We start from the raw sequence: 26,141 nt of genomic DNA, 5'->3' as shown, positions 1-26,141 counted from the left end.
CGGTAGCTGGGGGAGGCGCGAGGGGGCACCGCCCAGCGGTAGCTGGGGGAGCGACGAGCGCGGGGCCGCGAGGTGCCGCCCGCCGCGGCAGCGGCTGATGTCACAGCGGCGTCGGGAGCCCGGCATGATCGGCAAGCCACCCCCTAGTCCCACGAGCCCCGGGCGGGCGGCAGCGTCGCGATCTCGGCGAGGTCCTCGGCCGTCAGCATCACGTCCACCGCCGCGGCGTTCTCCGCCGCCCAGCGCTCCTGCTTGGTTCCCGGCACCGGCACCACGTGCGGCCCCTGGGCCAGCAGCCACGCCAGCGCCACCTGAGCCGCCGTCACCGACTCCCCGTGCCGTCGCGCGACCCGCCGCAGCCCGGCCACGATGGGCTGGTTCGCCGCCATCATCTCCGCCGTGAAGCGCGGGTGCCGGGCGCGCATGTCCTCCGGCTCGAACCCCTGCCCCGGCGTCAACGTCCCGCTCAGGAAGCCGTTGCCCAGCGGCATCGCCGCCAGGAAGCCCACCCCGCGCGAGGCGCACCACGGCACCAGGGCCTCCAGCGCCTCGGGCGACCACACCGACAGCTCCGCCTCCACACAGCTCACCGGGAAGACCTGCTGCACCCGCTCCAGCTGCCGCACCGTCGCGTCGTGCATCCGGGCACCGGCCCGCCGCGTCGCCCGCGCGCCCACCGCGCACAGCCCCAGCGCCCGCACCTTTCCCGCCGCGACCAGCTCCGCCATCGCGCCCCAGGTCTCCTCTATCGGCACCTCGGGGTCGGCCCGGTGCAGCTGGTAGAGATCGATCACATCGGTCTGCAGCCGCCGCAGCGAGGCGTCGCACGCCCGCTTCACATAGCCGGGCCGCCCGTTGGCCACGATGTGCTGCTCACCGACCAGCAGCCCGCACTTGGTGGACACGAAGGCGTCCGCGCGCCGCTCCTTGAGCGCCCGGCCCACCAGCAGTTCATTGGTGAAGGGTCCGTACATGTCGGCGGTGTCGAGCAGGCTCGCGCCCGCGTCGAGCGCGGTGTGCACGGCGCGCAGCGAGTGCTCGCCGTTGCGCTGCGACGCGGTGTACGCCCAGCTCATGGGCATGCACCCAAGGCCGATCGCACCCACTTCGAGCGCCGCCGCTCCGATTGTCCTGCGCTCCACCTGGCCTGACCCCTCCCGTTTCTCGCACCAAACTAACCTCTGCGGAGAGCCTCACTTCGCATAGCCTCCTGGCATGAGTGCAGATGACAGCGATACGTTCCGGCACCACGATTCGTCTCATGCCGCGCCCGGCGACCCGGCCCGCCCCCTCGTCTGGCTGCCCATCGCGCCGGACGAGATCGAGCGGCTGCCCGAGAACCTGGAGTACGCCCACTGGGACGGCGGCCCCGATTTCCCCACCGACCCCGCCCGCGTCGCCTTCTACTGCGCGCCGTACATGAAGAGCCCCGAGGTGCTGGCCCGCCCGCTGGAGGCCATGACGGGCCTGCGGGTGATCCAGACCCTCACCGCCGGCATAGACAGCCTGCTGCCCGCCATGTCACGCGTCGTCCCCGGCGTACAGCTGTGCAACGCCCGGGGGCTGCACGACGCGAGCACCGCCGAGCTGGCCCTGACCCTGATCCTCGCCTCGCTCCGCGGCATTCCCGATTTCGTCCGCGCCCAGGACGCCGGGGAATGGAAGTCCGGCTTCCGCCCGGCGCTCGCCGACAAGTCGGTTCTGATCGTCGGGTACGGCTCGATCGGCAGTGCCATCGAGGACCGGCTCGAACCCTTCGAGTGCGAGCGGGTGGCGCGCGTCGCGCGCTCCCCGCGTACGACCGAGCGCGGCCCGGTGCACCCGATCGACGCCCTGCCTCAACTGCTTCCGGAGGCCGACGTCGTTGTCCTGGTGACCCCGCTGACCGACCGGACCCGGGGGCTGGCCGGAGCGGACTTCCTGGCGAAGATGAAGGACGGAGCGCTGTTGGTGAACGTCGCACGGGGCGGGGTGGTGGACACCAAGGCGCTCCTCGCCGAGGCGGAGAGCGGCCGGCTGCGGGCCGCGCTGGATGTGACCGACCCCGAACCACTGCCCGCCGGGCATCCGCTGTGGCACGCTCCAGGAGTGCTCATCACCCCGCACGTGGGCGGCCCCTCGTCGGCCTTCCTGCCCCGCGCCAAGCGGCTGTTGCGCGGCCAGCTGCACCGGTTCGCCGCGGGCGAGCCGATGGAACATCTCATGATGACCACGGGGTAGACGAGGGGCAACATGCCCCTGGCAGTACATACAGACATCGCTTGACTGCACTCCGTATATACATCGCGGTAGTCAGTTACGGTGCGTAGATGACCTATGTCCCTGAGTGACCACTCTGGTGTATCGTCCCGAGCGGGGGCTGCGCCAATGACCTGACGGCGTCAGCGATGGACCGGAACTCGAGGGGGGCGACGGGCGATGTATGGCCAATGGACCAACGACCCGACGCAGCTCAGGCGTCGACCGCGACTTTTCCGCGCAGCCGCGCGGCTCTCGATGGCGAAGCTCACGGGGATACGGCTCGCCGGGCCGCGCCCCTTCGCACGACGGGCGGCAGCGCGGTGAGCGCCACCGGAGCGGTGCTCGCCCGGCCGGCGGTCGCCGGCGGCGCCCGGCTGCTGCCGCAGGTCGTCCTCGCCCTGGTCTGCGGAGGGTACGCGGTGGGTGCGGTGCTCGGCTGGGGCTCGTCCGAACTGGCCGTCTTCATGGGCGACTTCGGCCTGGCCGCCGCCGCCCTCGCCGCCGCCTTCTCCTGCCTGTGGCACGGGCGCCGGAACTCGGGGCGGACGCGCCCGGCGTGGCTGCTTTTCGCGGCCTCGTCCGCCATGGCCGCGCTGGGCAACGCCACGTGGGGCTGGTACGAGGTGGTGCTGGGCCGTCCCGTGCCCACTCCCTCGTTCGCCGATGCCTGCTTCCTGCTCTTCGCGCCGCCCGCGATCGTGGGCATGCTGGTGCTCGCCAAGCGCCCGCAGAGCCGGGCCAGGTGGATCTGCCTGGGCCTGGACGCCTGGCTGATCGCCGGATCCCTGATGACCCTGTCGTGGAGCCTCGCGCTCGCCCACACCGGGGAGTTCGGCGAGGACGCCGGGAGCGTGGCTCGCAGGGCCTTCTCGCTCGCCTATCCGCTGCTGGACATCGTGCTGGTCAGCATGGTGATCGTGCTGCACTTCCGGCGCCCGGCGTCGGCCAATCGGTCGGCGGTCAACACCGCGATCGCCGCGTTCGCCCTGACCGTGCTGTGCGACGCGCTGTTCACCTCGCCGCTGCTGCACGAGCACTACCGCTCCGGCCAGATCCTGGACGCCGGCTGGTTCGCCGGATCGATGCTGCTCGCGTACGCGCCCTGGGTGGCCCGGCGGGACGCCGCCGACACCCCGCCGCCCGCGGTGCGCCGGGCCGACCGGCCGAGCCGTCCCACGGCGGGCGCGTTCGCCGCCCTGGCGCCGTATCTCGCCGCCGCCGTCTGCACGCTGGGCATCCTGTTCAACGTGATGGACGGCCGACCGGTCGACGGGGTGGTGCTCTTCACCGCCTGCGCGGTCGTGCTCGCCCTCCTCGTTCGGCAGGCGATCATGCTGATGGACAACATCGCGCTCACCCAGGAGCTGGCGCACAAGGAGAACCACTTCCGGTCCCTGGTGCAGAGTTCCAGCGATGTGATCATGATCGCCGCGCCCACCGGCATCCTGCGGTACGTCAGCCCCGCCGCCTCCGGCGTCTACGGGCGGGACGCGGACGAGCTGGAGGGGTCCGAGCTGGCCTCGCTCATCCACCCCGAGGACCTGGGCCCGGTGGTCCACGAGGTCCGCCGGTTCCTGGCCGCCTCGCCCGGCGAGGAGCCCACCACCCGCATCGAGTGCCGCTTCCGCTCCGGCTCCGGCGACTGGCTCAACGTGGAGTCGACGATCAACCGCCACCACGGCGGCCTGATCTTCAACAGCCGCGATGTCACCGAGCGGGTCCGGCTCCAGGCTCAGCTCCAGCACAGCGCCGAGCACGACCCGCTCACCGACCTGCCCAACCGCGCCCTGTTCACCAAGCGGGTCCGGCACGCCGTCGGCGGACGCCGCCGCACCGACGCGGGCACCGCGGTGCTCTTCATCGACCTCGACGGCTTCAAGGCCGTCAACGACACCGTCGGCCACCAGGCGGGCGACGAGCTGCTGGTCCAGGCCGCCCGCCGGCTCCAGGAGTCCGTGCGGTCCGGCTCCGGCGACTGCGCCGCCCGGCTCGGGGGCGACGAGTTCGCCGCCCTCATCGTGGGCGACGGCGACGGGGACACCAGCACCCGCGAATGCCGCATCCTGGAGATCGCCGACCGGCTGCGCGCCCGGCTCTCCCAGCCCTACCGGGTGGAGGGCGGCACCGAGGTGCGGGTCGCCGCCAGCATCGGCGTCGCCTTCGCCGAGTCCGGCACCAGCCCCGGCGCCCTGATGCGCAACGCCGACCTGGCCATGTACCGGGCCAAGGCCGCCGGAAAGAACCGCGTCGAGCTGTACGCACCGCAGATGCAGGCCGAGGTGGCGCGCCGCGCCGAGGTCGCGACGAGGCTGCGCGCCGCCCTGCACGACGGTGAGTTCGTGCTGCTGCACCAGCCCGTCGTGGAGCTGGCCACCGGTCGGGTCACCGCCGTCGCGGCACAGCCCCGCTGGCGCTCGGCCCAGGGCATCCTGTTCACCCCGGCCGAGTTCCTGCGGGTCGCCGACAACGGGCGCGGAGGCGACCGCGGCCGCGTCGGCGAGGAAGGCGCCCGCACCGCCGAGCTGACCCGCTGGACGCTGGAGGCCGCCGTCGAACAGGCCGCCCAGCGCCGCCGCGACGGCCACATGGTCCCCGTCTGCGTCACGCTGCCGGCGGGTCGCCTGGTCGACAAGTCGCTGCCGCCCAAGGCCGTCGAGACCCTTCTCGCCCGGCACGGCCTGCCGTCCGGCGCGCTGATCCTGGAGCTGACCGACAGCGACCCACGGGTGCCGCTGGACGAGCTGGAGCACCGCCTCGGCGCGCTGCGCAGGCTGGGGGTGCGGATCGCCCTCGACGCGTTCGGCAGCGGCTATGCCGCGATCAGGGCACTGCGCAGGCTCCCCATCGACGTGCTCAAGCTGGACCCGGGGCTGGTCGAGGGGGTGGTGGAGTCCTCCCGGCTCCACAAGATCACCTCCGGGCTGCTGCGGATCGGCGGCGACCTCGGGATGCAGTCCATCGCGGAGGGCGTGGACATGCCCGAACAGCTCGTGACCCTGCGCGGCATGGGGTGCACCCATGCCCAGGGCATGGCCTTCAGCGGGCCGCTGGACGAGCACCGGCTGCGCCGGGCGCTGACCCGCGGCAGCTATCCGGTGCCGCGCTCGGACGCCCCGGTGCTGGTCGGCGGCGGGCTGCCGATGCGGCACGGCGGATACGGCGGGCATGGGCCCCGGCGCCCGGAGGCGCACACCCACCCGCCGACCCGCTCAAATACTGAGACTCCTGTCCCACCCACTTGACACCTGATACGCGCGGGGGGGAAGGTCGGGACCATGCGCACCCGAATTCTCGTACTTGGACAGCGCGTCGGCTGAGCAGGGTCATGTTGACACCCTGCGGACCCTCACCGGCGCGCTCCCCTCGCTTGCCTCACGGCACGAGGGGTTTTTTGTTGCACTGACGCCTGTGCACCGCCTTCCTCCCCGCATCACACCCTCATTCGAGAAGAGAATGCCGATGACCGAGCAGGCCTCCGGGGCCCATCATCCCCAGCCGCGGGCCCGTAACGGCGGACCGCAGTCCGCGACCGTCGAGCACGTCACGGGTGCGCAGTCCCTCATCCGTTCGCTCGAGGAGGTGGGCGCCGACACCGTCTTCGGGATCCCCGGCGGTGCGATCCTCCCCGCGTACGACCCGATGATGGACTCCGCGAAGGTCAGGCACGTACTCGTCCGCCATGAGCAGGGTGCGGGCCACGCCGCCACCGGCTACGCCCAGGCCACCGGCAAGGTCGGCGTCTGCATGGCGACCTCGGGCCCCGGCGCCACCAACCTGGTCACCCCGATCGCCGACGCCCACATGGACTCGGTCCCGATCGTCGCGATCACCGGCCAGGTGGCCTCCAAGGCCATCGGGACGGACGCCTTCCAGGAGGCGGACATCTGCGGCATCACGATGCCGATCACCAAGCACAACTTCCTGGTCACCAAGGCCGAGGACATCCCGCGCACGATCGCCGAGGCGTTCCACATCGCCGCCACAGGCCGCCCAGGCCCGGTCCTGGTCGACATCGCCAAGGACGCGCTCCAGGCCAAGACCACCTTCTCCTGGCCGCCCCAGACCGACCTGCCCGGCTACCGCCCGGTGACCAAGCCGCACGCCAAGCAGATCCGCGAGGCCGCCCGGCTGATCAGCCAGGCCGAGCGCCCGGTGCTGTACGTGGGCGGCGGCGTCCTCAAGGCGCACGCCACCGCCGAGCTGAGGGTGCTGGCCGAGCTGACCGGGGCGCCGGTCACCACCACCCTGATGGGGCTCGGTGCCTTCCCCGACAGCCACCAGCTGCACCTCGGCATGCCGGGCATGCACGGCACCGTCGCCGCCGTCACGTCCCTGCAGAAGGCGGACCTGATCGTGGCGCTCGGCGCGCGCTTCGACGACCGGGTCACCGGCAAGCTCGACTCGTTCGCCCCGTACGCCAAGATCGTGCACGCGGACATCGACCCGGCGGAGATCGGCAAGAACCGCGCCGCCGACGTGCCGATCGTCGGTGACGCCCGCGAGGTCATCGCGGATCTGGTCGTCGCGGTCCAGGCCGAGCACGACGCGGGCCACACCGGCGACTACAGCGGCTGGTGGGAGGACCTGAACCGCTGGCGCGAGACCTATCCGCTCGGCTATGACCTGCCCGAGGACGGCAGCCTGTCGCCGCAGCAGGTCATCCAGCGGATCGGCGAGCTGGCCCCGGAGGGCACGATCTTCGCCGCGGGCGTCGGGCAGCACCAGATGTGGTCCGCCCACTTCATCCAGTACGAGAAGCCCGCGACCTGGCTGAACTCGGGCGGCGCCGGGACCATGGGCTACGCCGTCCCGGCCGCCATGGGCGCCAAGGCCGGCGCGGAGGACCGTACCGTCTGGGCGATCGACGGTGACGGCTGCTTCCAGATGACCAACCAGGAGCTGGTCACCTGCGCGCTGAACAACATCCCGATCAAGGTCGCGATCATCAACAACGGCGCGCTGGGGATGGTCCGCCAGTGGCAGACCCTGTTCTACAACCAGCGCTACTCCAACACCGTGCTGCACTCCGGCCCGGGCGCTGACTCCGCCCAGCCGAGCGCGGGCACCCGGGTCCCGGACTTCGTGAAGCTCGCCGAGGCCATGGGCTGCATCGGCATCCGCTGCGAGGACCCGGCCGACCTCGACGCCGTGATCGAGAAGGCCAACGCGATCAACGACCGGCCGGTGGTCGTGGACTTCATCGTCCACGAGGACGCCATGGTCTGGCCGATGGTCGCGGCCGGCACCTCCAACGACGAGATCCTGGCGGCGCGCGACACCCGTCCGGACTTCGGCGACAGCGAAGACGACTGAGGCCCGGGACCGAGAGAAGAAGAAGAGAGACGCAACGCATGTCCAAGCACACGCTCTCCGTCCTGGTGGAGAACACCCCCGGCATCCTCGCCCGGATCGCCGCCCTGTTCTCCCGCCGCGGCTTCAACATCGACTCGCTCGCCGTGGGCGTCACCGAGCACCCCGACATCTCCCGCATCACCATCGTGGTGAATGTCGAGGAGCTGCCGCTGGAGCAGGTCACCAAGCAGCTCAACAAGCTCGTCAACGTGCTGAAGATCGTCGAGCTGGAGGACGGCTCCGCCATTCAGCGGGAACTCGTTCTCGTGAAGGTCCGGGCCGACAACGAGACCCGCTCCCAGATCGTCGAGATCGTCCAGCTGTTCCGCGCCAAGACCGTGGACGTCTCCCCGGAGGCCGTGACCATCGAGGCAACCGGCAGCAGCGACAAGCTCGAGGCCATGCTCAAGATGCTGGAACCGTACGGCATCAAGGAGCTGGTCCAGTCCGGCACGATCGCCATAGGGCGCGGCGCCCGCTCCATCACCGACCGGAGCCTGCGCGCGCTCGACCGGTCCGCCTGACGAGACCCCCGAACCTTCACCCGCCCGCCCGTCATACGGTGGGAAGCACAACCCAGACGCTAGGAGAATCCCGAAGTGGCCGAGCTGTTCTACGACGACGACGCCGACCTGTCCATCATCCAGGGCCGCAAGGTCGCGATCCTTGGCTACGGCAGCCAGGGCCACGCCCACGCGCTGTCGCTGCGCGACTCGGGCGTCGACGTCCGCGTCGGCCTGCACGAGGGCTCCAAGTCCAAGGCCAAGGCCGAGGAGCAGGGCCTGCGCGTGGTGAGCCCCGCCGAGGCGTCCGCCGAGGCCGATGTGATCATGATCCTGGTCCCGGACCCGATCCAGGCCAAGGTCTACGAGGAGTCCGTGAAGGACAACCTGAAGGACGGCGACGCGCTGTTCTTCGGCCACGGCCTCAACATCCGGTACGAGTTCATCAAGCCGTCGGCCAACGTCGACGTCTGCATGGTCGCCCCCAAGGGCCCGGGCCACCTGGTCCGCCGCCAGTACGAGGAGGGCCGCGGCGTGCCGTGCATCGCGGCCGTCGAGCAGGACGCCACGGGCAACGCCTTCCCGCTCGCCCTCTCGTACGCCAAGGGCATCGGCGGCACCCGCGCCGGTGTCATCAAGACCACCTTCACCGAGGAGACCGAGACCGACCTCTTCGGTGAGCAGGCGGTGCTGTGCGGTGGCACCGCGGCGCTGGTCAAGGCCGGGTTCGAGACCCTGACCGAGGCCGGCTACCAGCCGGAGATCGCGTACTTCGAGTGCCTCCACGAGCTGAAGCTGATCGTGGACCTCATGTACGAGGGCGGCCTGGAGAAGATGCGCTGGTCGATCTCCGAGACCGCCGAGTGGGGCGACTACGTCTCCGGCCCGCGGATCATCAACGATTCCACCAAGGCCGAGATGAAGAAGATCCTCGGCGAGATCCAGGACGGCACCTTCGCCAAGAACTGGATGGCGGAGTACAACGCCGGTCTGCCGAAGTACAACGAGCTGAAGAAGGCCGACCAGGACCACCTCCTGGAGACCACCGGCAAGGAGCTGCGCAAGCTCATGAGCTGGGTCGACGACGAGGCGTAAGCGCCCGAACGGCACGGCGGGCCGTGCCCCGGGTGTGGCGGGGGTTCCGTGGAACCCCCGCCACACCCGGTTCGCCTTTGTCCGTCGCGCACCACCACGTGCGGGTGATCCTGCCGCATCGGCGCATTACACAGGCCCGAGCGCTACTACACTTTCCTGCAATACGCGTCAGGCTCACAGTGTCGTGCGTCTTCCACGCGGCTGGAACCCTTCACCGCCTGCGGCCGTCGGGACGGCCGTCCGCTGAGGACTAGTGAGGACTGAAGACCACGTGAGCACTGCTTCCCCCGGTAAACCTGTCGTACTCATCGCCGAAGAGCTGTCGCCCGCCACGGTCGACGCCCTGGGCCCGGACTTCGAGATCCGGAGCTGCAACGGCGCGGACCGAGACGAACTGCTTCCCGCCCTTGTCGACGTGGACGCGATCCTCGTCCGCAGCGCGACCAAGGTCGACGCGGAAGCCATCGCCGCGGCGAAGAAGCTGAAGGTGGTCGCCCGCGCGGGCGTCGGCCTGGACAATGTGGATGTTTCGGCCGCCACCAAGGCGGGCGTCATGGTCGTCAACGCCCCGACGTCCAACATCGTCACCGCCGCCGAGCTGGCCTGCGGTCTGCTGGTCTCCACCGCCCGCAACATCCCGCAGGCGAACGCCGCGCTGAAGAACGGCGAGTGGAAGCGCAGCAAGTACACCGGTGTGGAGCTGAGCGAGAAGACCCTCGGCGTCGTCGGCCTCGGCCGCATCGGCGTCCTGGTGGCCCAGCGCATGTCCGCCTTCGGGATGAAGGTCGTCGCGTACGACCCGTACGTGCAGCCCGCGCGCGCCGCGCAGATGGGTGTGAAGCTGCTCACCCTCGACGAGCTGCTCGAGGTCGCGGACTTCATCACCGTCCACCTGCCCAAGACCCCCGAGACGGTCGGCCTCATCGGCGACGAGGCGCTGCGCAAGGTCAAGCCCGAGGTGCGCATCGTCAACGCCGCCCGCGGCGGGATCGTCGACGAGGTGGCGCTGGCCGCGGCCCTCAAGGAGGGCCGGGTCGCCGGCGCCGGTCTGGACGTGTTCTCCAAGGAGCCGTGCACCGACTCCCCGCTGTTCGAGTTCGACAACGTGGTCGCCACCCCGCACCTGGGCGCCTCCACCGGCGAGGCCCAGGAGAAGGCGGGCATCGCGGTCGCGCGCTCCGTGCGGCTGGCCCTCGCGGGCGAGCTGGTCCCGGACGCGGTCAACGTGCAGGGCGGTGTGATCGCCGAGGACGTGCGCCCCGGGCTGCCGCTGGCCGAGAAGCTCGGGCGGATCTTCACCGCGCTCGCGGGCGAGGTCGCCGTCCGGCTCGACGTGGAGGTGTACGGCGAGATCACCCAGCACGACGTCAAGGTGCTGGAGCTGTCCGCGCTCAAGGGCGTCTTCGAGGACATCGTCGACGAGACCGTGAGTTACGTGAACGCCCCGCTGTTCGCGCAGGAGCGCGGCGTCGAGGTGCGACTGACCACCAGCTCGGAGTCCTCGGAGCACCGCAATGTGGTGACCGTGCGCGGCACCCTGTCCGACGGCACCGAGGTCTCGATCTCCGGCACGCTGGCCGGCCCGAAGAATCTCCAGAAGATCGTCGCGGTCGGGGAGTACGACGTCGATCTGGCGCTCGCCGACCACATGGCCTTCCTCCGCTACACGGACCGTCCCGGCATCGTCGGCACGCTCGGCCGCATCCTCGGCGAGGCGGGCATCAACATCGCGGGCATGCAGGTCTCGCGTGCCGCGGTGGGCGGTGACGCGCTGGTCGCGCTGACCGTGGACGACACGATTCCGCAGTCCGTGCTCACCGAGATCGCCGAGGAGATCGGCGCCACGTCCGCCCGTTCGGTCAACCTGGCCTGATCTGCCGCGCAGCACCCACGCGCAAGGGCCCGGCCCCCGCTCACCGAGCGGGGGCCGGGCCCTTTTCGGTGCCCGCGCGGTGCTTTTTCATCGAGTGTTGAATAAGCTGGCGGGGAGCGTTACGCTCTGAGTTATGTGGAGAAAAAGTCTCCACATGGCCCTCTGTGTGCCCCTACGTGTGCCCTCCGCAGGAGACCCGTCGTGTCCGATGACACTCCCCGCATGCGCGCCGACGCGCGCCGCAACCGCGAGCAGATCCTGCGCGCGGCCCGTGAGGTCTTCGCCGATCAGGGGCCGGACGCCCCGCTGGACGAGATCGCCCGGCGCGCGGGCGTCGGCATCGCCACCCTCTACCGGCGGTTTCCCACCCGCCCCGACCTCTTCCGCGGCGTGGCCGCCGAGGTGTTCGGCGCGGTGGACGAGGCCGCGCGGCACGCCGCCGGCGCGGAGGGCGATCCGGCCGACGCCCTGCGGCGCTTCATGCACGCCGCCCTCGATCTCAAGATCGGCTCGGTGGTGCCCGCGCTGCTGGGCCACTTCACCGCCGACGAACTCTTCGGCCGGGAGCGCGCCGACCCCGCCGACCCCGCCGACCCCGTCGAGACCGTCGACCACCTCCTCGCCCGTGGCCGCGCGACCGGTGCGATCCGTCCCGATGTCGTCTTCGGCGACATCGTCCTGATGATCATCCGGCTGTCGCGGCCGCTGCCCGGCGGGGGCCGCATCCCGGACGACGACGCCCTCGCCCATCGCCAGCTCGACCTGTACGTGGACGGGCTGCGCCCCACCGGCTCCCCGGGGCCCACCACCGCCCTCGGCGGCCCGGCCGTGGACGCCGCCGCCTTCCTCCGCATCCGGGAGCGAGTGATCGACGACGCCCGTGCCGACGTCGACTGATCACCGCCTGCCGTCCGTACGCACAACCAGAAAGACACCCTCATGTCCGAGCCGTCAGCCATACCCGGGGCCACATCGTCCGAGCCCAACCCCCGGCGCTGGTTCGCCCTGCTCTTCATCGGCCTCGCCCAACTGATGATCGTTCTCGACATCACCATCGTGAACATCGCCCTGCCCTCCGCGCAGCGCGACCTGGGCATCTCCGCCGGTGACCGGCAGTGGGTCATCACCGCGTACACCCTGGCCTTCGGCAGCCTGCTGCTGTTCGGCGGCCGGATCGCCGACTACACCGGCCGCAAGCGCGCCTTCCTGATCGGTCTGATCGGCTTCGCCGGGGCCTCCGCGCTCGGCGGCGCCGCCCAGGGGCTCGGGATGCTGCTCGGGGCCCGAGCGCTCCAGGGCGCCTTCGCCGCGCTGCTCGCGCCCTCGGCGCTGTCGCTGCTGGCCGTGAACTTCACCGAGGCGCGCGAGCGCGCCAAGGCGTTCGGCATCTTCGGCGCGATCGCGGCGGGCGGCGGCGCCATCGGGCTGGTTGTCGGCGGGCTGCTGACCGAGTACCTGGACTGGCGCTGGTGCCTCTACGTCAACGTGCCGATCGCCGTCGTCGCGGCGTTCAGCTGGTCCGTCCTGCCCGCCGACCGGCGCGCCGAGGAGCGGGCGCGCTTCGACATCCCCGGAGTGCTGCTGGCCGTCGCCGGTCTGGTGTCGCTGGTCTACGGATGCAGCGAGGCCGAGTCCGAGGGCTGGGACTCCCGGCTGGTGACCGGGCTGCTCATCCTGGGCGCGGTGCTGCTCACCGCCTTCGCCCTGGTGGAGCGGCGCTCCGCCCGGCCGCTGCTGCCGATCCGGGCGGTCGCGGACCGTACCCGGGGCAGCGCCTATCTGGCGGTCGGCATGTCGGTGGTCGGCATGTTCGCGATGTTCCTCTTCCTCACCTACTACATGCAGATCGTCAAGGGGTTCTCGGCGCTGGTCACCGGCGTGGCCTTCCTGCCGATGACCGCGGCCGTGCTGGCCGGGGCGGGCGGCGTGGCCGCGCGCCTCATCCCCAAGGTGCCGCCGCGGGCGCTGGTGGTGCCCGGTCTGCTGATCGCGGCCACCGGGGTGGCGCTGCTGGTCCCGCTGGAGGCCGGAAGCTCGTACGCGGCGGGCGTGCTGCCCTCCGAACTCCTCGTCGGCTTCGGCATGGGCCTGGTGATGGCCCCCTCGATGAACTACGCGACCCACGGCGTGCGGCCGCAGGACGCGGGCATCGCCTCCGCCACGGTGAACACCGCCCAGCAGATCGGCGGTTCGATCGGCACGGCGATGCTCAACACCATCGCCACCAGCGCGACCTCCGACTACCTGCGCGACCACGCCCGCCGCATGACGCCGGACACCCTCAAGGACGGGCTGGTCGAGGGCTTCTCGCACGCGTTCGTCTGGTCGTCGGTGATCCTCACGGCGGCGGCGGTGGTGGTGGGCGTGCTGATGAACACCCCCCGCCCGCCCCGCGACAAGGCGGCCCAGGGGGCCCCGTCGGCTGCCGTGCACCTGGGCTGACGCGGATCGTCAACGCCGGGGTCGCCCGTCACTCGTGTGAGGGGTGGCTTCGGCGTTCTGGCCCGCTAGGCTGACCGTGCGGCCAAGAATCTCTTCCATGGGAGTAACCATGACTGCTGAACCGCTTCCGGCCTGGGTGTTTCCGCCCCCGGGCGGCTTCACCGCAGACGACCTTGACCGCATTCCGGATCTCCCGCCGCACACTGAGCTGATCGACGGGAGCCTTGTTTTCGTGAGCCCGCAGAGGAGTTTCCACACGCTGGTCATGGACCTGCTGGCACCTGCTCTCCGATCCTTGGCGCCAGATTCGCTGAGGGTGCGCCGCGAGATGACCATCACCATCAACAAGGGCAACCGTCCCGAGCCCGATATCTCAGTGCTGCGTGCGGAGGCTGTCTCCGCAGATGCGGACGAGACGGGCTACGGCGCCGCCGATGTCGTTCTCGCGGTGGAGGTGGTGTCACCCGAGTCGGAAGGCCGCGACCGTGAGCGAAAGCCGCAGCTCTATGCCGAGGCGGGGATCCCGCACTTCTGGCTGGTCGAGAAGGGCACGGGCCGCCGCCCGGTGGTCCACGTCTACGAACTGGACAAGGTGACCGATTCTTACGTCCCCACCGGTATCCACCACGACCGGCTGAAGCTCACGGTCCCGTTCGACATCGACATCGATCTCACCGAGATCGACCGGATGTGACGGTCGGGCCCGCCTCGCGCAGCACCGTCCGTATGACCGCCCGCGCGGGCGAGCGAGGCATAGCGGCCGCTCAGCTCGGCGGGCGACAGACAGCTGATGAGCGCGATCGAGTCCGGTTCGAGGATGACGACCGCCGGCCCGCTGCCCAGCCCGGCGGCGAGCACCCAGGCGTCGTAGCTCGCCAGATCGGGTGCCCCGCCGGTGGAGGCGCCGCCGCAGTCGCGGTTGGGGAGCTGGTACGCGACGAGCACCGGCACCTGGCCCTTGGCGGAGGCGGCCGAGGTGACCTTGCGGACGTCCTCGGTGACGGTGCCCGGGGTGTACCGCGAGAACCAGACGCCCTGGGGCTGGGACGCGATCCGGGAGGCGATACGGGCCCGGCGGGAGTCGTTCGAGTTGGCGGCGACCCACTTGTTGACGAGCGAGTCGGGGTGGTTGAAGAAGGCGGTGGCGGAGGGCAGTTCGCCCGCGGCGGCGCGGGGTGCGTGGCCCGCGCCGACCAGGAAGGTGGTGGCGAGCGCGGCCGCCGCCAACGCTCTGACGATGCGCATGGTGCATCAGTCCTCTCGCGGACCGGGGGACGGGGGGGGCGTGACTGCTTCCTGGTTGCCGCCGCGCGGGGGAAGTTGCCGTGCTCGCCGTTCCGGCATACGGGCGTCTTAGACGCTCGTATGGACCGGGATAGGCTGACGCCATGGGACATCGAGAGGACCTGCTGGCCGGGGCGAAGCGCTGCCTGCTGGAGAAGGGCTGGTCACGCACGACCGCGCGGGACATCGTGGCCGCCTCCGGGGCCAACCTGGCCTCCATCGGCTACCACTACGGCTCCAAGGACGCCCTCATGCGGGAGGCGCTGTTCGCGGCCATGAGTGACTGGGCCGACGAGGTCCAGGCGTCCCTCACGAACGACACGACGGCCGGAGCCACGCTGGCGGAGCGCTTCGAGTCGGGCTGGTCCCGGGCCGTCGAACTGTTCGGCAAGCACCAGGCGATGTGGCGGGCCCAGCTGGAGGCCGTCATGCAGGCCGAGCACGACCCGGCGCTGCGGGAGGCCTTCGACCGGGCCCAGCCGGAGGCGCGCCAGGGGCTGGTGGGGCTCTTCCACGGCATCGACGAGCGCGAGGTCGACGAGGAGACCTCCCGGGTGCTGGGATCGTTCTACATGACCCTGGTGAGCGGGATGGTCCTGCAGCAGGCCATCAACCCCGGCGGCACGCCCGACGCCCAGGACCTCATCGAGGCGATGCGCCGCGTCCTCGGCGGCCCTACCGCAGCCGGGCGGCCTTGAGGGCCATGTGGAGGAGCAGCCGGTCGTCGCCCGCGTCGAGGTCCAGGCCGGTGAGCTGGCGCACCCGGGAGAGGCGGTAGTAGAGCGTCTGCCGGTGGATTCCGAGGAGCTGGGCGGTACGGCTCGCCTGGCCCGCGCAGTCCAGGAACGTCTCGGCGGTGCGGGCCAGTTCCGCGTGGGTGCGCTCCAGGAGGGGGCGTACGGAGGCGTCGGGGGCGGCCTGGGGGAGCGTGGCCAGCAGCCGGTACGGGCCGATGGCCGTCCACTCGGCGATCGGATCGAGCCGGGCGTCCGCCCGCGCGGCCCGGGCGGCGGCCAGCGCCTCGCGCCAGGCGGCGGGCAGCTCCTCCAGCCCGCGCCGCGCCTCGCTGACCCCGGCGCCGCTCTCCCGCCCGCCGCCGCACGGGAGGTCGGCGCCGTGCGGACCGGCGGCCCTGGCCGTCCCCGCGGCGCCGGACGCGTGGAGGGGGTGGGCGGGCGGCGCGCTGTCGGAGGCCGCGGCGCGGGGGGAGCGGAGGAGCTGTTCGGCGGTGGCCCGGGCGGGGCCCAGGGAGGTGGGGGCGCGCAGCCGGACGAGCGCGGCCAGCGCCGTCTCGTCGGGGATCACACAGGCCGCGGCGATGCCCGGCAGATGGGGGAGGCCCGGGTGGTCCTCGTCCTCGCCCGAGTCCGGAACCCACGGCAGGACCGCCACCAGCGTCAGCGGCCCGTCGGCCGTGCCGCGCAGCGCGGTGTGCAGGCCCGAGCAGGCCGCGTCGCGGGTGGCCGGCGGCCCGGTGAGCAGTTCGCGCAGCAGCTCGCCCAGTTCCTCGCCGGCCCTCGCCTCGGCCGCCAGCAGGGCGCCGATCCGGGCCGTGGTCTCCATTGCCCGGACCAGCCGCGGATCGGGGGGCGGCCCGGCGGGGCCGCCCAGCTCCAGGTCGGAGAGGTGGCCGTCGTCCAGCAGCCAGACATAGCCGTGGACGACGCCGCGGTGCCGCACCGGCAGGCAGATGCGGCCCATGAAGACCCCGGCCCCCGGGTCCGGCGGGATCCGCAGCGGGGCCTGCGCCCGGGCGATCCCGAACGCCTCGAACCAGGCCCGCACCGCCGCCGTCGAGCGGCGCTGCAGAATGGAACGGGTACGGACCGGGTCCAGCGCCGGTTCCTCGGCGTCGTCGCGGTCCTGCGCCCCGAAGGCGATCAGCGCGAAGTCGCGGTTCTCCAGGGTCGCGGGCGCGCCGAGCGTCGCGGTGATCTCGTCCACCAGCTGCTGATAGTCCTCGCGCATGGGGCTCAGGCCTTTCTTCCCCGCCGTACGGCCTCAGCCTCTCATACAGGTGTCTGAGATCCCGGACACGGATGCGTGACAGCTGTCGATGGTCCCGGTTCCGCGCGATCCTTAAATTTCACGGTGAGTTGTTGGAGCCGTAATACCGGCCGTCATCGTGGAGGTGCCCTGTGCTGGGACCCGTGCTGCTCGCCGCTTCGCGCAGTGCCGCCATCCGTCGGATCGTCTCCGGCGCGCCGATCACGCGCCCCATGGTGGATCGCTTCGTCGCCGGTGAGCGGCTGGCCGAATCCATGGCGGCGGTGCGTGGTCTCACCTCGCGCGGCCTGGAGGTCACCCTCGACCACCTGGGCGAGGACGTTACCGACCGGTCCGAGGCGCTGCGCAGCCGGGACGCCTATCTGGCGCTGGCCGCGGCGCTCGACAGGGAGGGGCTCGGGGCCCGCGCGGAGATGTCCGTGAAGCTCTCCGCCTTCGGGCAGGCGCTGCCCGGCGGCCACGACCTCGCGCTCGCCAATGTGACCCCGGTCGTCGAGGCCGCCGCCGAGGCCGGGACGACGGTCACCCTCGACATGGAGGACCACACCACCGTGGACTCCACCCTCGCGATCCTCCACGAGCTGCGCACCCGGTTCCCGCAGACCGGCGCGGTCGTCCAGTCGTACCTCTTCCGGACCGAGGACGACTGCCGCGCGCTCGCCGGGGAAGGCTCGCGGGTGCGGCTGGTGAAGGGCGCGTACAACGAGCCCGCGTCGGTCGCGTACCAGGACAAGCGTGAGGTGGACCGGGCCTTCGTGCGCTGTTTGAAGATCCTCATGTCCGGCGACGGCTACCCCATGATCGGCTCGCACGATCCGCGCATGGTCGCCATAGCGCAGGACGTCGCGCACCGCCTGGGCCGGAAATTGGACGAGTACGAGTTCCAGATGCTGTACGGGATCCGTCCGGCCGAGCAGGAGCGGCTGGTAGCGGAAGGTCACCGTATGCGGGTTTACGTCCCGTATGGGACAGACTGGTATGGGTACTTCATGCGGCGGCTCGCCGAGCGCCCCGCGAACCTCGCGTTCTTCCTGCGCTCGCTCGTCGGCCGCGGCTGACAGCCCTCGGCTCACGACCACCACGACGACCCCACGAAAAAGGAGACAACGGCCACCATGGACGCTGTGACCCAGGTCCCCGTGCCGGTGAACGAGCCGGTGCACACCTACGCCCCCGGCAGCGCCGAGCGCACCCGCCTCGAGGCCAAGCTCAAGGAGCTGGCCGACAACCCGATCGACCTGCCCATGACCATCGGCGGCGAGAAGCGGCTGGGCCGCGGGGAGCGCTTCGACGTCGTACAGCCGCACAACCACGCGGCCCGCCTCGGCACCTACGGGAATGCCACCAAGGAAGACGCCCAGGACGCGATCGACGCGGCGCTGGCCGCCGCCCCGGCGTGGCGCGCGCTCAGCTTCGACGACCGCGCCGCGATCATCCTCAAGGCCGCCGACCTGCTGTCCGGCCCGTGGCGCGAGACCATGGCCGCGTCCACCATGCTGGGCCAGTCGAAGACCGCGCAGCAGGCCGAGATCGACACGCCCTGCGAGCTGATCGACTTCTGGCGCTTCAACGTCCACTTCGCCCGCCAGATCCTGGCCGAGCAGCCCCCCGCCAACTCCCCGGGCGTCTGGAACCGCAGCGACCACCGGCCGCTGGAGGGCTTCGTCTACGCGATCACGCCCTTCAACTTCACGGCCATCGCGGGCAACCTCCCCACCGCCCCCGCCCTCATGGGCAACGTCGTGATCTGGAAGCCCTCCCCGACCCAGACCCACGCCGCCGTGCTGCTGATGCAGCTGCTGGAGGAGGCCGGGCTGCCCAAGGGCGTGATCAACCTGGTCACGGGCGACGGCAAGGACGTCTCCGAGGTGGCGCTGGCCCACCCGGACCTCGCGGGCATCCACTTCACCGGCTCCACCCCCACCTTCCAGTACCTGTGGAAGACGGTCGGCAACAACATCGAGAACTACAAGACCTACCCGCGGCTGGTCGGCGAGACCGGCGGCAAGGACTTCATCGTCGCCCACCCCTCCGCCGACCCGGCGGTGCTGAAGACGGCGGTGACCCGCGGCGCCTTCGAGTTCCAGGGGCAGAAGTGTTCCGCCGCCTCGCGCGCCTACATCCCGCGGTCCTTGTGGGAGAACGGCTTCAAGGAGGAGCTGGCCACCGAGGTCAACGGCCTGGCCATGGGGCCCGTCACCGACCTCGGCAACTTCATGGGCGCCGTCATCGACGAGCGCTCGTTCGCCAAGAACAAGGCGGCGATCGACCGGGCGAAGTCCGACCCGACGATCGAGGTCGTCGCGGGCGGCACGTACGACGACAGCGAGGGCTGGTTCGTCCGCCCGACCGTCCTCGTCTCCACCGACCCGGAGAACGAGATCTTCAAGACCGAGTACTTCGGCCCGATCATCGGTGTGTTCGTGTACGAGGACGCCGAGTACGACGCGATGCTGGAGCAGATGGAGTCGGCGGCGGCGTACGGCCTGACCGGCTGCGTCATCGCCCAGGACCGCGCCGCGGCCGCCGCCACCTGCGAGGCGCTGCGCTTCGCGGCCGGCAACTTCTACATCAACGACAAGCCCACCGGTGCTGTGGTCGGCCAGCAGCCCTTCGGCGGCGGCCGCGCGTCCGGCACCAACGACAAGGCGGGCGCGAAGCAGAACCTGATGCGCTGGACCTCCACCCGCTCCATCAAGGAGACGATGGTCCCGCCGACGGACTACCGCTACCCGCACATGGGCTGACCCGCCCGGCGCACCCGCGCCCCCTGGGCCCCGCCCCCGACCCGGCTGTGAGCCGGTCGGGGGCGGCGTGTGTCGAGAGGGGGTGAAACGGCATAAACCTGTGGACGCCCGAGGGGCGCGAATGCTAGCGTCATGCATTCAAGTCAGCGCTATTTACTGCTGTTTACGTCGATAACCAGCCATGGTCGAGGTCGGACGGGGGTCGGCCTCGGCCATGTCTCGTCTCAGATAGTAGGACGTCCGACTAATTGTGCAGACACTGACGCTCCTCTCCCTTATTTTTGTGGAAGCCGAACGTCCCGCTCCATCGAGCGACGGCGGACGCGGCCCGGTGCAACCGCGCAGGTGACCCCTGCCGCACCCCGGCCCCCGCCCCTTTACGGCTGCCACCTTCTCGGGGATTCCACCCGGCCGCGCGCCGGGGTTCAGCAGAGGAGACGTGAACCATGGCCGAGCAGACCATCCGCAGGGTTCGCCGCAAGAACGACGACACCGACCGGAGGAACGCCGCCGCCGCGCTCCAGCGCGCGCTCGACCGCCGCGACAACGGCGGCTCCACCGGTCACTGAGACGTCGTACGGCCTCGAAGAGAGCCGCCCTACTTGTGGCGGGGGCGGGTGACCTCGAAGTGGTCCACCCGTTCGCCGGACTCCGCGAGCGCCGTGACCTTCAGCCGCGGGTCCGTGCCCGGCTCCACCTCCACCGCGAGGAACGAGAAGCCGGTGTAGCGGACCCGTGACCACTCCACGGTGTCCTTGTTCTTCTCCCCGTCCTTCGTCCAGTGGTAGCTCTTCACCTCGTCGAGGTCCTTGACGTGCCCCTCGTAGCTGTCGGGCACCGGGAACTCGTACAGGTCCGCCCCGGCGCCGCCCGCCGTGACGTACACGATCCCGTCGCGCACGGCGTCCGCGCTCCCGCCGACCGGCACCTTCCGGGCCACCTTGCCGCCGCGGATGGCGTCGGTGCGCTCGTAGACGTGGTTGTGGCCGTTGATGACCAGGTCCACCTGGTGCTTCTCGAAGAGCGGCACCCACTCGTCGCGCACCCCGCCGTCCGAGGCGTGCGAGCTGGTCGTGGAGTAGGCGCAGTGGTGGAAGAAGACCACCAGGAAGTCGATGTCGTCCCGCTTGCGCAGCTCTTCCAGCCGCCGGTCCAGCCAGCGGGTCTGCTCGCCGCCCGTGTAGCCCTTGTTGGCGGGTATCTCGTGACTGACGTCATTGGCGTCCAGCGCGACGACGCCCACGCCCGCGTAGACGAAGGAGTAGACGCCGGGCGCCTTGCGGGGGTCGGGCCCGTTGCCGGGGAGCGACCAGCGGGCCAGCTGGCCGCCGTAGCCGTCGGGGGAGTACCACGCCTCCATGTCGTGGTTCCCGGTCGTCACCATCCACGGCACGCTCGCCGCGACCGAGTCGGTCTGGGCGAGGAAGGTGTCCCAGACCCGGGCGTCGTACAGGTCGGACTTCTTGCCGTGGCCGGTGTCGTCCGCGTAGCAGATGTCCCCGGCGTGCAGATGGAACGACGGATTCTGGCCCAGGATCAACTGGTCGTTGGCGAGCGCGTCATAGCTCACGCCCTGGTCGCCGAAGGCGGTGAAGACGAACTTCTCCCGCCGCTCGGGGGCGGTGCGGAAGGTGCCCAGCGAGGAGAAGTGGCGCGGGTCGGCGGGGTCGTAGCCCTCGTGGCCGACGCCGTAGTAGTAGGTGACGTCGGGGCTCAGCCCGTCCACCGCGGCGTGCAGGTAGTACTGGTCGACCGCGGGCAGCTTGTCGCCGAGCGACGGGGTGTGCAGATGGCGGACCTCGGCCTCGACCTTCCGGGTCAACTCCGTCGGCCGGGGCCCGATCCGCAGATACGGGCGCTTCACCGCGAACGGCACCTGCCAGGAGACCCGCATCTGCGTCGTCGGGTCGGAGCCGAGGGCCAGATGACGGCCGAAGGGGGCCACCAGCGCGCCGTCCACCTTCGGCGTCGCGGGACGGGCGTCCGCCGCGGGCGACGGCTTGGACCCGGCGGCGGGGGCGCAGCCGGCGCCGCCCAGCGCCACCGCGGCCGCCCCGGCCGTCGCGGCGCCCCCGCGCAGCACCCGTCGGCGGGGGAAGGCGTCGCGCAGGTACTCATGCTGCTCCGCCATGGTCATCCGGCTCGCTAGCGGCTCCGGAATGCCGAACCGTGGTGTATGCATGATCCGGAATCTCCCCCGGGCGGGCGACATCACGCCGTACTGCGGGTGAACGCGGCCTGTCCGGTGGGAGATCTGTCCGTATGGCGGACTGACGATGTCATGAGATGGGACGAGGAGTAGGGTCCGGGTATGTCTCGCAGCATTCGCCTCGCAGTGATCCCCGGTGACGGAATCGGCCAGGAAGTCGTGGCCCAGGGCCTCAAGGTCCTGAGGACCGCCCTTCCGCAGGACGTGAAGCTGGAGACCAAGAGTTACGACCTCGGCGCCAAGCGCTGGCACGCCACCGGCGAGACGCTGACGGATGCCGAGCTGGAGTCGCTGAAGGACCACGACGCGATCCTGCTCGGCGCGATCGGCGACCCGTCGGTCCCGTCCGGGGTGCTGGAGCGCGGGCTGCTGCTGAAGCTGCGCTTCGCCTTCGACCACTACGTCAACCTGCGTCCGTCGAAGCTCTTCCCGAACACCACGACCCCGCTGGCCGGTCGCCCCGACATCGACTTCGTCGTCGTCCGCGAGGGCACCGAGGGCCCGTACGTCGGCAACGGCGGCTCGCTGCGCACCGGCACCCCGGCCGAGGTCGCCACCGAGGTCAGCCTGAACACCGCGTACGGCGTCGAGCGCGTCGTCCGGGACGCGTACGAGCGCGCCAACAGCCGCCCGCGCAAGAAGCTGACCCTCGTGCACAAGAACAACGTGCTGGTGCACGCCGGTCACCTGTGGAAGAACATCTTCGACAAGGTCGGTGCCGAGTACCCCGACGTCACCACCGACTACCTGCACGTCGACGCCGCGACGATCTTCTTCGTCACCCAGCCCGAGCGGTTCGACGTGATCGTGACCGACAACCTCTTCGGTGACATCCTCACCGACCTCGCCGCCGCCGTCACCGGCGGCATCGGGCTCGCCGCGAGTGGCAACATCAACCCCTCCGGCGCCTTCCCGTCGATGTTCGAGCCGGTCCACGGCTCCGCGCCGGACATCGCGGGCACCGGCAAGGCCGACCCGACCGCGACCATCCTGTCGGTGGCCCTGCTCCTCCAGCACCTCGGCTACGCGGACGAGGCCGCCCGTATCGAGGCCGCCGTCGCCGACGACCTCGCCGAGCGGGACGCGGCGCGCACCACCGACGAGATCGGCGACGCGCTCGCCGCCCGAGTATCCGGCTGACCCCAGCCTGTGCCGGTGCGCGGCTGGGTGCGACCATCGACCTCGGGCCGCGCACTTCGCACGCATCCTTAAGCTCCGGCCCCACGTCAGCGATAATCGCTCGTGGGGCCGCCGTGTGCAGCGGGAAGCTCGGACGTCCTAGTACCGATCACGGACAAGGATGGTGCGAGCGCGGTCCGCCACAACGGAAGTGAAGGACTACCACTCATGACGACGCCCTCGATCGAGCTCAAGCCCTCCGCGCACCCGCTCTCCGATGCGGAGCGGGAGGAGATCCTGGCCAACCCGGGATTCGGCCGCCACTTCACCGACCACATGGTGACGATCAAGTGGACGGAGGGCCGCGGCTGGCACGAGGCCCAGCTCGTGCCCTATGCCCCGCTTTCGCTCGACCCGGCGAACATGACGCTGCACTACGCGCAGACGATCTTCGAGGGGCTCAAGGCGTACCGCCAGCCCGACGGGACCGTGGCCACCTTCCGCCCCGAGCAGAACGCCGAGCGCTTCCGGGCCTCCGCCCGCCGCATGGCGATGCCCGAGCTGCCGGTCGACCTGTTCCTCGCCGCCTGCGACGCCCTGGTCACCCAGGACCGGGCGTGGGTGCCGGGCAGCGGTGAGTCGTCCCTGTACCTGCGGCCGTTCATGATCGCGACCGAGGTGGGTCTGGGCGTCCGGCCCGCTAACGAGTACCTGTTCGTCGTGATCGCCTCCCCGGCCGGCGCCTACTTCCCCCGTGGCGTCCAGCCGGTCTCCGTCTGGCTCTCCGAGGAGTACGTCCGGGCGGCCCCCGGCGGCACCGGCACCGCCAAGGCGGGCGGCAACTACGCCGCCTCGCTGGTGGCCCAGGCGCAGGCCGCCGAGCAGGGCTGCGACCAGGTGGTCTGGCTGGACGCCATCGAGCGCCGCTGGATCGAGGAAATGGGCGGCATGAACCTGTACTTCGTGTACGGGAACCGCATCGTCACCCCCGAGCTGTCCGGTTCACTGCTGCCCGGCATCACCCGCGCCTCGCTGCTGCGGATCGCCGCCGACCTCGGCTACGAGGTCGCCGAGGGCCGGATCTCGGTCGACGACTGGCGCGAGGGGAACGCGGACGGCAGCCTGACCGAGGTCTTCGCCTGCGGCACCGCGGCCGTGATCACCCCGGTCGGCTCGGTCAAGTCCGCCCGCGCGAGCTGGACGGTGGGCGACGGGCAGCCCGGTGAGGTCACGGTGAAGCTGCGCAAGGCGCTGCTGGACATCCAGACCGGCGCCGCCCCGGACCCGCACGGCTGGCTGCACCGCCTGGGCTGAGCCCCGGGGGTATGGCCCGCATCTTGAGACGGATGGGAGCGCGGGGGCGGAATGTGCTTGACTGCCTCCGTGCTCTCGTTCGCCATGATTATTGGCAGCAGGCGCGCCGGTCCGCAGTGATCGCCCCGTACGACCCGGTACGACGCGACCACCGTGCCCCAGACCCGCGCGCAGACCTCTCGCACCCGCGAGGGGTCTTTTCGTTTTCCGGACCATCCCACCGGATGCGGAGCGTGCGGGACCATGGGAGGCGCGGAACCGGTCATTCCGGTAGCCCGAGATCCATCCGACAGGAGCCCCACCACCATGAAGCATTGGCCCGACGACAGCTTCCACGTCTTCGACACCACGCTGCGCGACGGCGCGCAGCGCGAGGGCATCAACCTGACGGTCGCGGACAAGCTCACCATCGCCCGTCACCTGGACGACTTCGGCGTGGGCTTCATCGAGGGCGGCTGGCCCGGCGCGAACCCGCGGGACACGGAGTTCTTCGCCCGCGCCCAGGCGGAGATCGACTTCAAGCACGCCCAACTCGTCGCGTTCGGCGCCACCCGCAAGGCGGGCGTCAGCGCCGCGGACGACCCGCAGGTCAAGGCGCTGCTGGACTCGGGTGCCCCGGTGATCACCCTGGTGGCCAAGTCCCACGACCGCCATGTGGAGCTGGCCCTGCGCACCACGCTGGAGGAGAACCTGGCGATGGTCCGCGACACCGTCGCCTACCTGCGGTCCCAGGGCCGCCGGGTGTTCCTCGACTGCGAGCACTTCTTCGACGGCTACCGCGCCAACGCCGACTACGCCAAGCGGGTCGTCTCCGCGGCCCACGAGGCGGGCGCCGACGTGGTCATCCTCTGCGACACCAACGGGGGCATGCTCCCCGGCCAGATCGACGCCGTGGTCCGCACCGTCCTCGCCGACACCGGCGCGCGCCTGGGCATCCACGCCCAGGACGACACCGGCTGCGCCGTCGCCAACTCCCTGGCCGCCGTCGACGCGGGCGCCACCCATGTGCAGTGCACCGCCAACGGCTACGGCGAGCGGGTCGGCAACGCCAACCTGTTCCCGGTCGTCGCCGCCCTGGAGCTGAAGTACGGCCGCCGGGTGCTGCCGCCCGGCGCGATGGAGGAGATGACCCGGATCTCCCACGCGATCGCCGAGGTCGTCAACCTGACGCCGTCGACCCACCAGCCCTATGTGGGTGTCTCCGCGTTCGCCCACAAGGCCGGGCTGCACGCCTCCGCGATCAAGGTCGACCCGGATCTGTACCAGCACATCGACCCCGAGCGGGTCGGCAACACGATGCGCATGCTGGTCTCCGACATGGCGGGCCGCGCCTCGATCGAGCTGAAGGGCAAGGAGCTGGGCATCGACCTCGGCGGAGACCGGGCGCTGGTGGGCCGGGTGGTCGATCGGGTCAAGGAGCGCGAGCTGGCGGGCTACACGTACGAGGCCGCCGACGCCTCGTTCGAGCTGCTGCTGCGCGCCGAGGCCGAGGGCCGGACCCGCCGCTACTTCCGGGTCGAGTCCTGGCGCGCGATCGTCGAGACCCGCCCGGACGGCACCCACGCCAACGAGGCGACGGTGAAGCTGTGGGCCAAGGGCGAGCGCATCGTCGCCACGGCGGAGGGCAACGGCCCGGTCAATGCGCTGGACAAGGCGCTGCGCGTGGGCCTGGAGCGGATCTACCCGCAGCTCGCCACGATGCAGCTGGTCGACTACAAGGTCCGCATCCTGGAGGGCAAGCACGGCACGGAGTCCACGACCCGGGTGCTCGTCTCGACCGCGGACGGCCAGGGGGAGTGGTCCACGGTCGGCGTCGCGGAGAACGTCATCGACGCCTCGTGGCAGGCGCTGGACGACGCGTACGCCTACGGGCTGCTGCGGGCCGGAGTGGAGCCGCAGGAGTAGGAGCGGCCGCGCGCCGCGCGAGGACCGCGGCCCCGGCGAGAGCCTTTGGG

General features: G+C 71.0%; 20 protein-coding genes. 16 read left to right on the top strand and 4 right to left on the bottom strand.

Going from position 1 to position 26,141, the window contains the following annotated elements; all coding sequences use genetic code 11:
* Positions 1-143: 143 nt before the first annotated feature.
* Positions 144-1,142 carry an aldo/keto reductase gene (locus ACH4SI_RS31795; protein WP_398301781.1) on the bottom strand — a complete coding sequence of 333 codons (999 nt, stop codon included), beginning with the start codon at positions 1,140-1,142 and terminating at the stop codon, positions 144-146.
* 73 nt (positions 1,143-1,215) lie between these two features.
* On the opposite strand from ACH4SI_RS31795, the gene ACH4SI_RS31790 reads away from it, so the two are divergent.
* The 9 genes from ACH4SI_RS31790 to ACH4SI_RS31750 all read left to right on the top strand — a co-directional run bounded on the left by ACH4SI_RS31790 (position 1,216) and on the right by ACH4SI_RS31750 (position 14,200).
* On the top strand, positions 1,216-2,220 hold the full coding sequence (locus ACH4SI_RS31790) for a 2-hydroxyacid dehydrogenase (protein WP_398301779.1): 1,005 nt from the start codon (positions 1,216-1,218) through the stop codon (positions 2,218-2,220).
* Positions 2,221-2,561: 341 nt separating this feature from the next.
* Complete coding sequence (locus ACH4SI_RS31785) at positions 2,562-5,483, top strand: putative bifunctional diguanylate cyclase/phosphodiesterase (protein WP_398301777.1); 2,922 nt, start codon at positions 2,562-2,564, stop codon at positions 5,481-5,483.
* 211 nt (positions 5,484-5,694) lie between these two features.
* Complete coding sequence (locus tag ACH4SI_RS31780; protein ID WP_398301775.1) at positions 5,695-7,554, top strand: acetolactate synthase large subunit; 1,860 nt, start codon at positions 5,695-5,697, stop codon at positions 7,552-7,554.
* Between the two features lie 38 nt (positions 7,555-7,592).
* Positions 7,593-8,117, top strand: a complete 525-nt coding sequence (gene ilvN, locus ACH4SI_RS31775; protein ID WP_044569623.1) for an acetolactate synthase small subunit — start codon at positions 7,593-7,595, stop codon at positions 8,115-8,117.
* A 75-nt stretch (positions 8,118-8,192) separates the two neighbouring features.
* Positions 8,193-9,191: a ketol-acid reductoisomerase gene (ilvC, locus tag ACH4SI_RS31770; RefSeq protein ID WP_398301773.1), complete on the top strand. Its 999-nt coding sequence runs from the start codon at positions 8,193-8,195 to the stop codon at positions 9,189-9,191.
* A 271-nt stretch (positions 9,192-9,462) separates the two neighbouring features.
* Entirely contained in the window at positions 9,463-11,064 is a 1,602-nt protein-coding gene (gene serA / locus ACH4SI_RS31765) for a phosphoglycerate dehydrogenase (protein WP_398301771.1), read from the top strand.
* A gap of 201 nt (positions 11,065-11,265) precedes the next feature.
* Positions 11,266-11,961, top strand: coding sequence for a TetR/AcrR family transcriptional regulator (locus tag ACH4SI_RS31760; protein ID WP_398301769.1), 696 nt, complete (start codon positions 11,266-11,268; stop codon positions 11,959-11,961).
* Between the two features lie 42 nt (positions 11,962-12,003).
* Positions 12,004-13,506 (top strand): MFS transporter, encoded by a 1,503-nt coding sequence (locus ACH4SI_RS31755; protein ID WP_398301767.1) that lies wholly within the window; start codon positions 12,004-12,006, stop codon positions 13,504-13,506.
* 109 nt (positions 13,507-13,615) lie between these two features.
* Positions 13,616-14,200 carry a Uma2 family endonuclease gene (locus tag ACH4SI_RS31750; protein ID WP_398301765.1) on the top strand — a complete coding sequence of 195 codons (585 nt, stop codon included), beginning with the start codon at positions 13,616-13,618 and terminating at the stop codon, positions 14,198-14,200.
* Here ACH4SI_RS31750 and ACH4SI_RS31745 read toward each other — a convergent pair.
* Positions 14,110-14,751, bottom strand: coding sequence for a glycoside hydrolase family 6 protein (locus tag ACH4SI_RS31745; protein ID WP_398301763.1), 642 nt, complete (start codon positions 14,749-14,751; stop codon positions 14,110-14,112). The two genes, ACH4SI_RS31750 and ACH4SI_RS31745, sit on opposite strands and share 91 nt — an antisense overlap.
* Positions 14,752-14,894: 143 nt before the next feature.
* Here ACH4SI_RS31745 and ACH4SI_RS31740 point away from each other — a divergent pair, with 143 nt between their 5' ends.
* Positions 14,895-15,488, top strand: a complete 594-nt coding sequence (locus ACH4SI_RS31740) for a TetR/AcrR family transcriptional regulator (protein WP_398301761.1) — start codon at positions 14,895-14,897, stop codon at positions 15,486-15,488.
* Here the strand turns inward: ACH4SI_RS31740 and ACH4SI_RS31735 are convergent.
* Positions 15,466-16,758 (bottom strand): PucR family transcriptional regulator, encoded by a 1,293-nt coding sequence (locus tag ACH4SI_RS31735; protein ID WP_398301759.1) that lies wholly within the window; start codon positions 16,756-16,758, stop codon positions 15,466-15,468. The genes ACH4SI_RS31740 and ACH4SI_RS31735 overlap by 23 nt on opposite strands.
* 170 nt (positions 16,759-16,928) lie before the next feature.
* Between ACH4SI_RS31735 and ACH4SI_RS31730 the strand changes: the two genes are divergently transcribed.
* The 3 genes from ACH4SI_RS31730 to ACH4SI_RS31720 all read left to right on the top strand — a co-directional run bounded on the left by ACH4SI_RS31730 (position 16,929) and on the right by ACH4SI_RS31720 (position 20,113).
* A complete protein-coding gene (locus tag ACH4SI_RS31730) occupies positions 16,929-17,855 on the top strand; it encodes a proline dehydrogenase family protein (protein WP_398301757.1) in 927 nt (308 codons plus the stop codon).
* A 57-nt stretch (positions 17,856-17,912) separates the two neighbouring features.
* Positions 17,913-19,544: an L-glutamate gamma-semialdehyde dehydrogenase gene (pruA, locus tag ACH4SI_RS31725; RefSeq protein ID WP_398301755.1), complete on the top strand. Its 1,632-nt coding sequence runs from the start codon at positions 17,913-17,915 to the stop codon at positions 19,542-19,544.
* 446 nt (positions 19,545-19,990) lie between these two features.
* Positions 19,991-20,113 carry a hypothetical protein gene (locus ACH4SI_RS31720; RefSeq protein ID WP_086015790.1) on the top strand — a complete coding sequence of 41 codons (123 nt, stop codon included), beginning with the start codon at positions 19,991-19,993 and terminating at the stop codon, positions 20,111-20,113.
* Positions 20,114-20,142: 29 nt separating this feature from the next.
* Here ACH4SI_RS31720 and ACH4SI_RS31715 read toward each other — a convergent pair whose 3' ends face one another.
* Positions 20,143-21,726 carry a purple acid phosphatase family protein gene (locus ACH4SI_RS31715; RefSeq protein ID WP_398301752.1) on the bottom strand — a complete coding sequence of 528 codons (1,584 nt, stop codon included), beginning with the start codon at positions 21,724-21,726 and terminating at the stop codon, positions 20,143-20,145.
* Between the two features lie 129 nt (positions 21,727-21,855).
* Between ACH4SI_RS31715 and ACH4SI_RS31710 the strand changes: the two genes are divergently transcribed.
* The 3 genes from ACH4SI_RS31710 to cimA all read left to right on the top strand — a co-directional run bounded on the left by ACH4SI_RS31710 (position 21,856) and on the right by cimA (position 26,091).
* Positions 21,856-22,893, top strand: coding sequence for a 3-isopropylmalate dehydrogenase (locus tag ACH4SI_RS31710; RefSeq protein WP_398301750.1), 1,038 nt, complete (start codon positions 21,856-21,858; stop codon positions 22,891-22,893).
* Between the two features lie 207 nt (positions 22,894-23,100).
* Positions 23,101-24,186, top strand: coding sequence for a branched-chain amino acid aminotransferase (locus ACH4SI_RS31705; protein ID WP_398301748.1), 1,086 nt, complete (start codon positions 23,101-23,103; stop codon positions 24,184-24,186).
* A 306-nt stretch (positions 24,187-24,492) separates the two neighbouring features.
* Positions 24,493-26,091 carry a citramalate synthase gene (gene cimA, locus ACH4SI_RS31700; RefSeq protein WP_398301746.1) on the top strand — a complete coding sequence of 533 codons (1,599 nt, stop codon included), beginning with the start codon at positions 24,493-24,495 and terminating at the stop codon, positions 26,089-26,091.
* Positions 26,092-26,141 lie beyond the last annotated feature (50 nt).

The sequence above is a fragment of the Streptomyces sp. NPDC021212 genome (genome assembly GCF_044332925.1).
Lineage (GTDB): Bacteria > Actinomycetota > Actinomycetes > Streptomycetales > Streptomycetaceae > Streptomyces.
Note: the sequence above shows the minus strand (reverse complement) of the source record. Positions and strands in the feature narration are given on the sequence as shown.

Coding starts and splice junctions, on each gene's coding strand:
- ACH4SI_RS31790 (WP_398301779.1), top strand. CDS start 1,216: ATGAGTGCAGATGACAGCGATACGTTCCGGCACCACGATTCGTCTCAT.
- ACH4SI_RS31780 (WP_398301775.1), top strand. CDS start 5,695: ATGCCGATGACCGAGCAGGCCTCCGGGGCCCATCATCCCCAGCCGCGG.
- ilvN (WP_044569623.1), top strand. CDS start 7,593: ATGTCCAAGCACACGCTCTCCGTCCTGGTGGAGAACACCCCCGGCATC.
- ACH4SI_RS31755 (WP_398301767.1), top strand. CDS start 12,004: ATGTCCGAGCCGTCAGCCATACCCGGGGCCACATCGTCCGAGCCCAAC.
- ACH4SI_RS31750 (WP_398301765.1), top strand. CDS start 13,616: ATGACTGCTGAACCGCTTCCGGCCTGGGTGTTTCCGCCCCCGGGCGGC.
- ACH4SI_RS31745 (WP_398301763.1), bottom strand. CDS start 14,751: ATGCGCATCGTCAGAGCGTTGGCGGCGGCCGCGCTCGCCACCACCTTC.
- ACH4SI_RS31740 (WP_398301761.1), top strand. CDS start 14,895: ATGGGACATCGAGAGGACCTGCTGGCCGGGGCGAAGCGCTGCCTGCTG.
- ACH4SI_RS31735 (WP_398301759.1), bottom strand. CDS start 16,758: ATGCGCGAGGACTATCAGCAGCTGGTGGACGAGATCACCGCGACGCTC.
- pruA (WP_398301755.1), top strand. CDS start 17,913: ATGGACGCTGTGACCCAGGTCCCCGTGCCGGTGAACGAGCCGGTGCAC.
- ACH4SI_RS31720 (WP_086015790.1), top strand. CDS start 19,991: ATGGCCGAGCAGACCATCCGCAGGGTTCGCCGCAAGAACGACGACACC.
- ACH4SI_RS31715 (WP_398301752.1), bottom strand. CDS start 21,726: ATGCATACACCACGGTTCGGCATTCCGGAGCCGCTAGCGAGCCGGATG.
- ACH4SI_RS31710 (WP_398301750.1), top strand. CDS start 21,856: ATGTCTCGCAGCATTCGCCTCGCAGTGATCCCCGGTGACGGAATCGGC.
- ACH4SI_RS31705 (WP_398301748.1), top strand. CDS start 23,101: ATGACGACGCCCTCGATCGAGCTCAAGCCCTCCGCGCACCCGCTCTCC.
- cimA (WP_398301746.1), top strand. CDS start 24,493: ATGAAGCATTGGCCCGACGACAGCTTCCACGTCTTCGACACCACGCTG.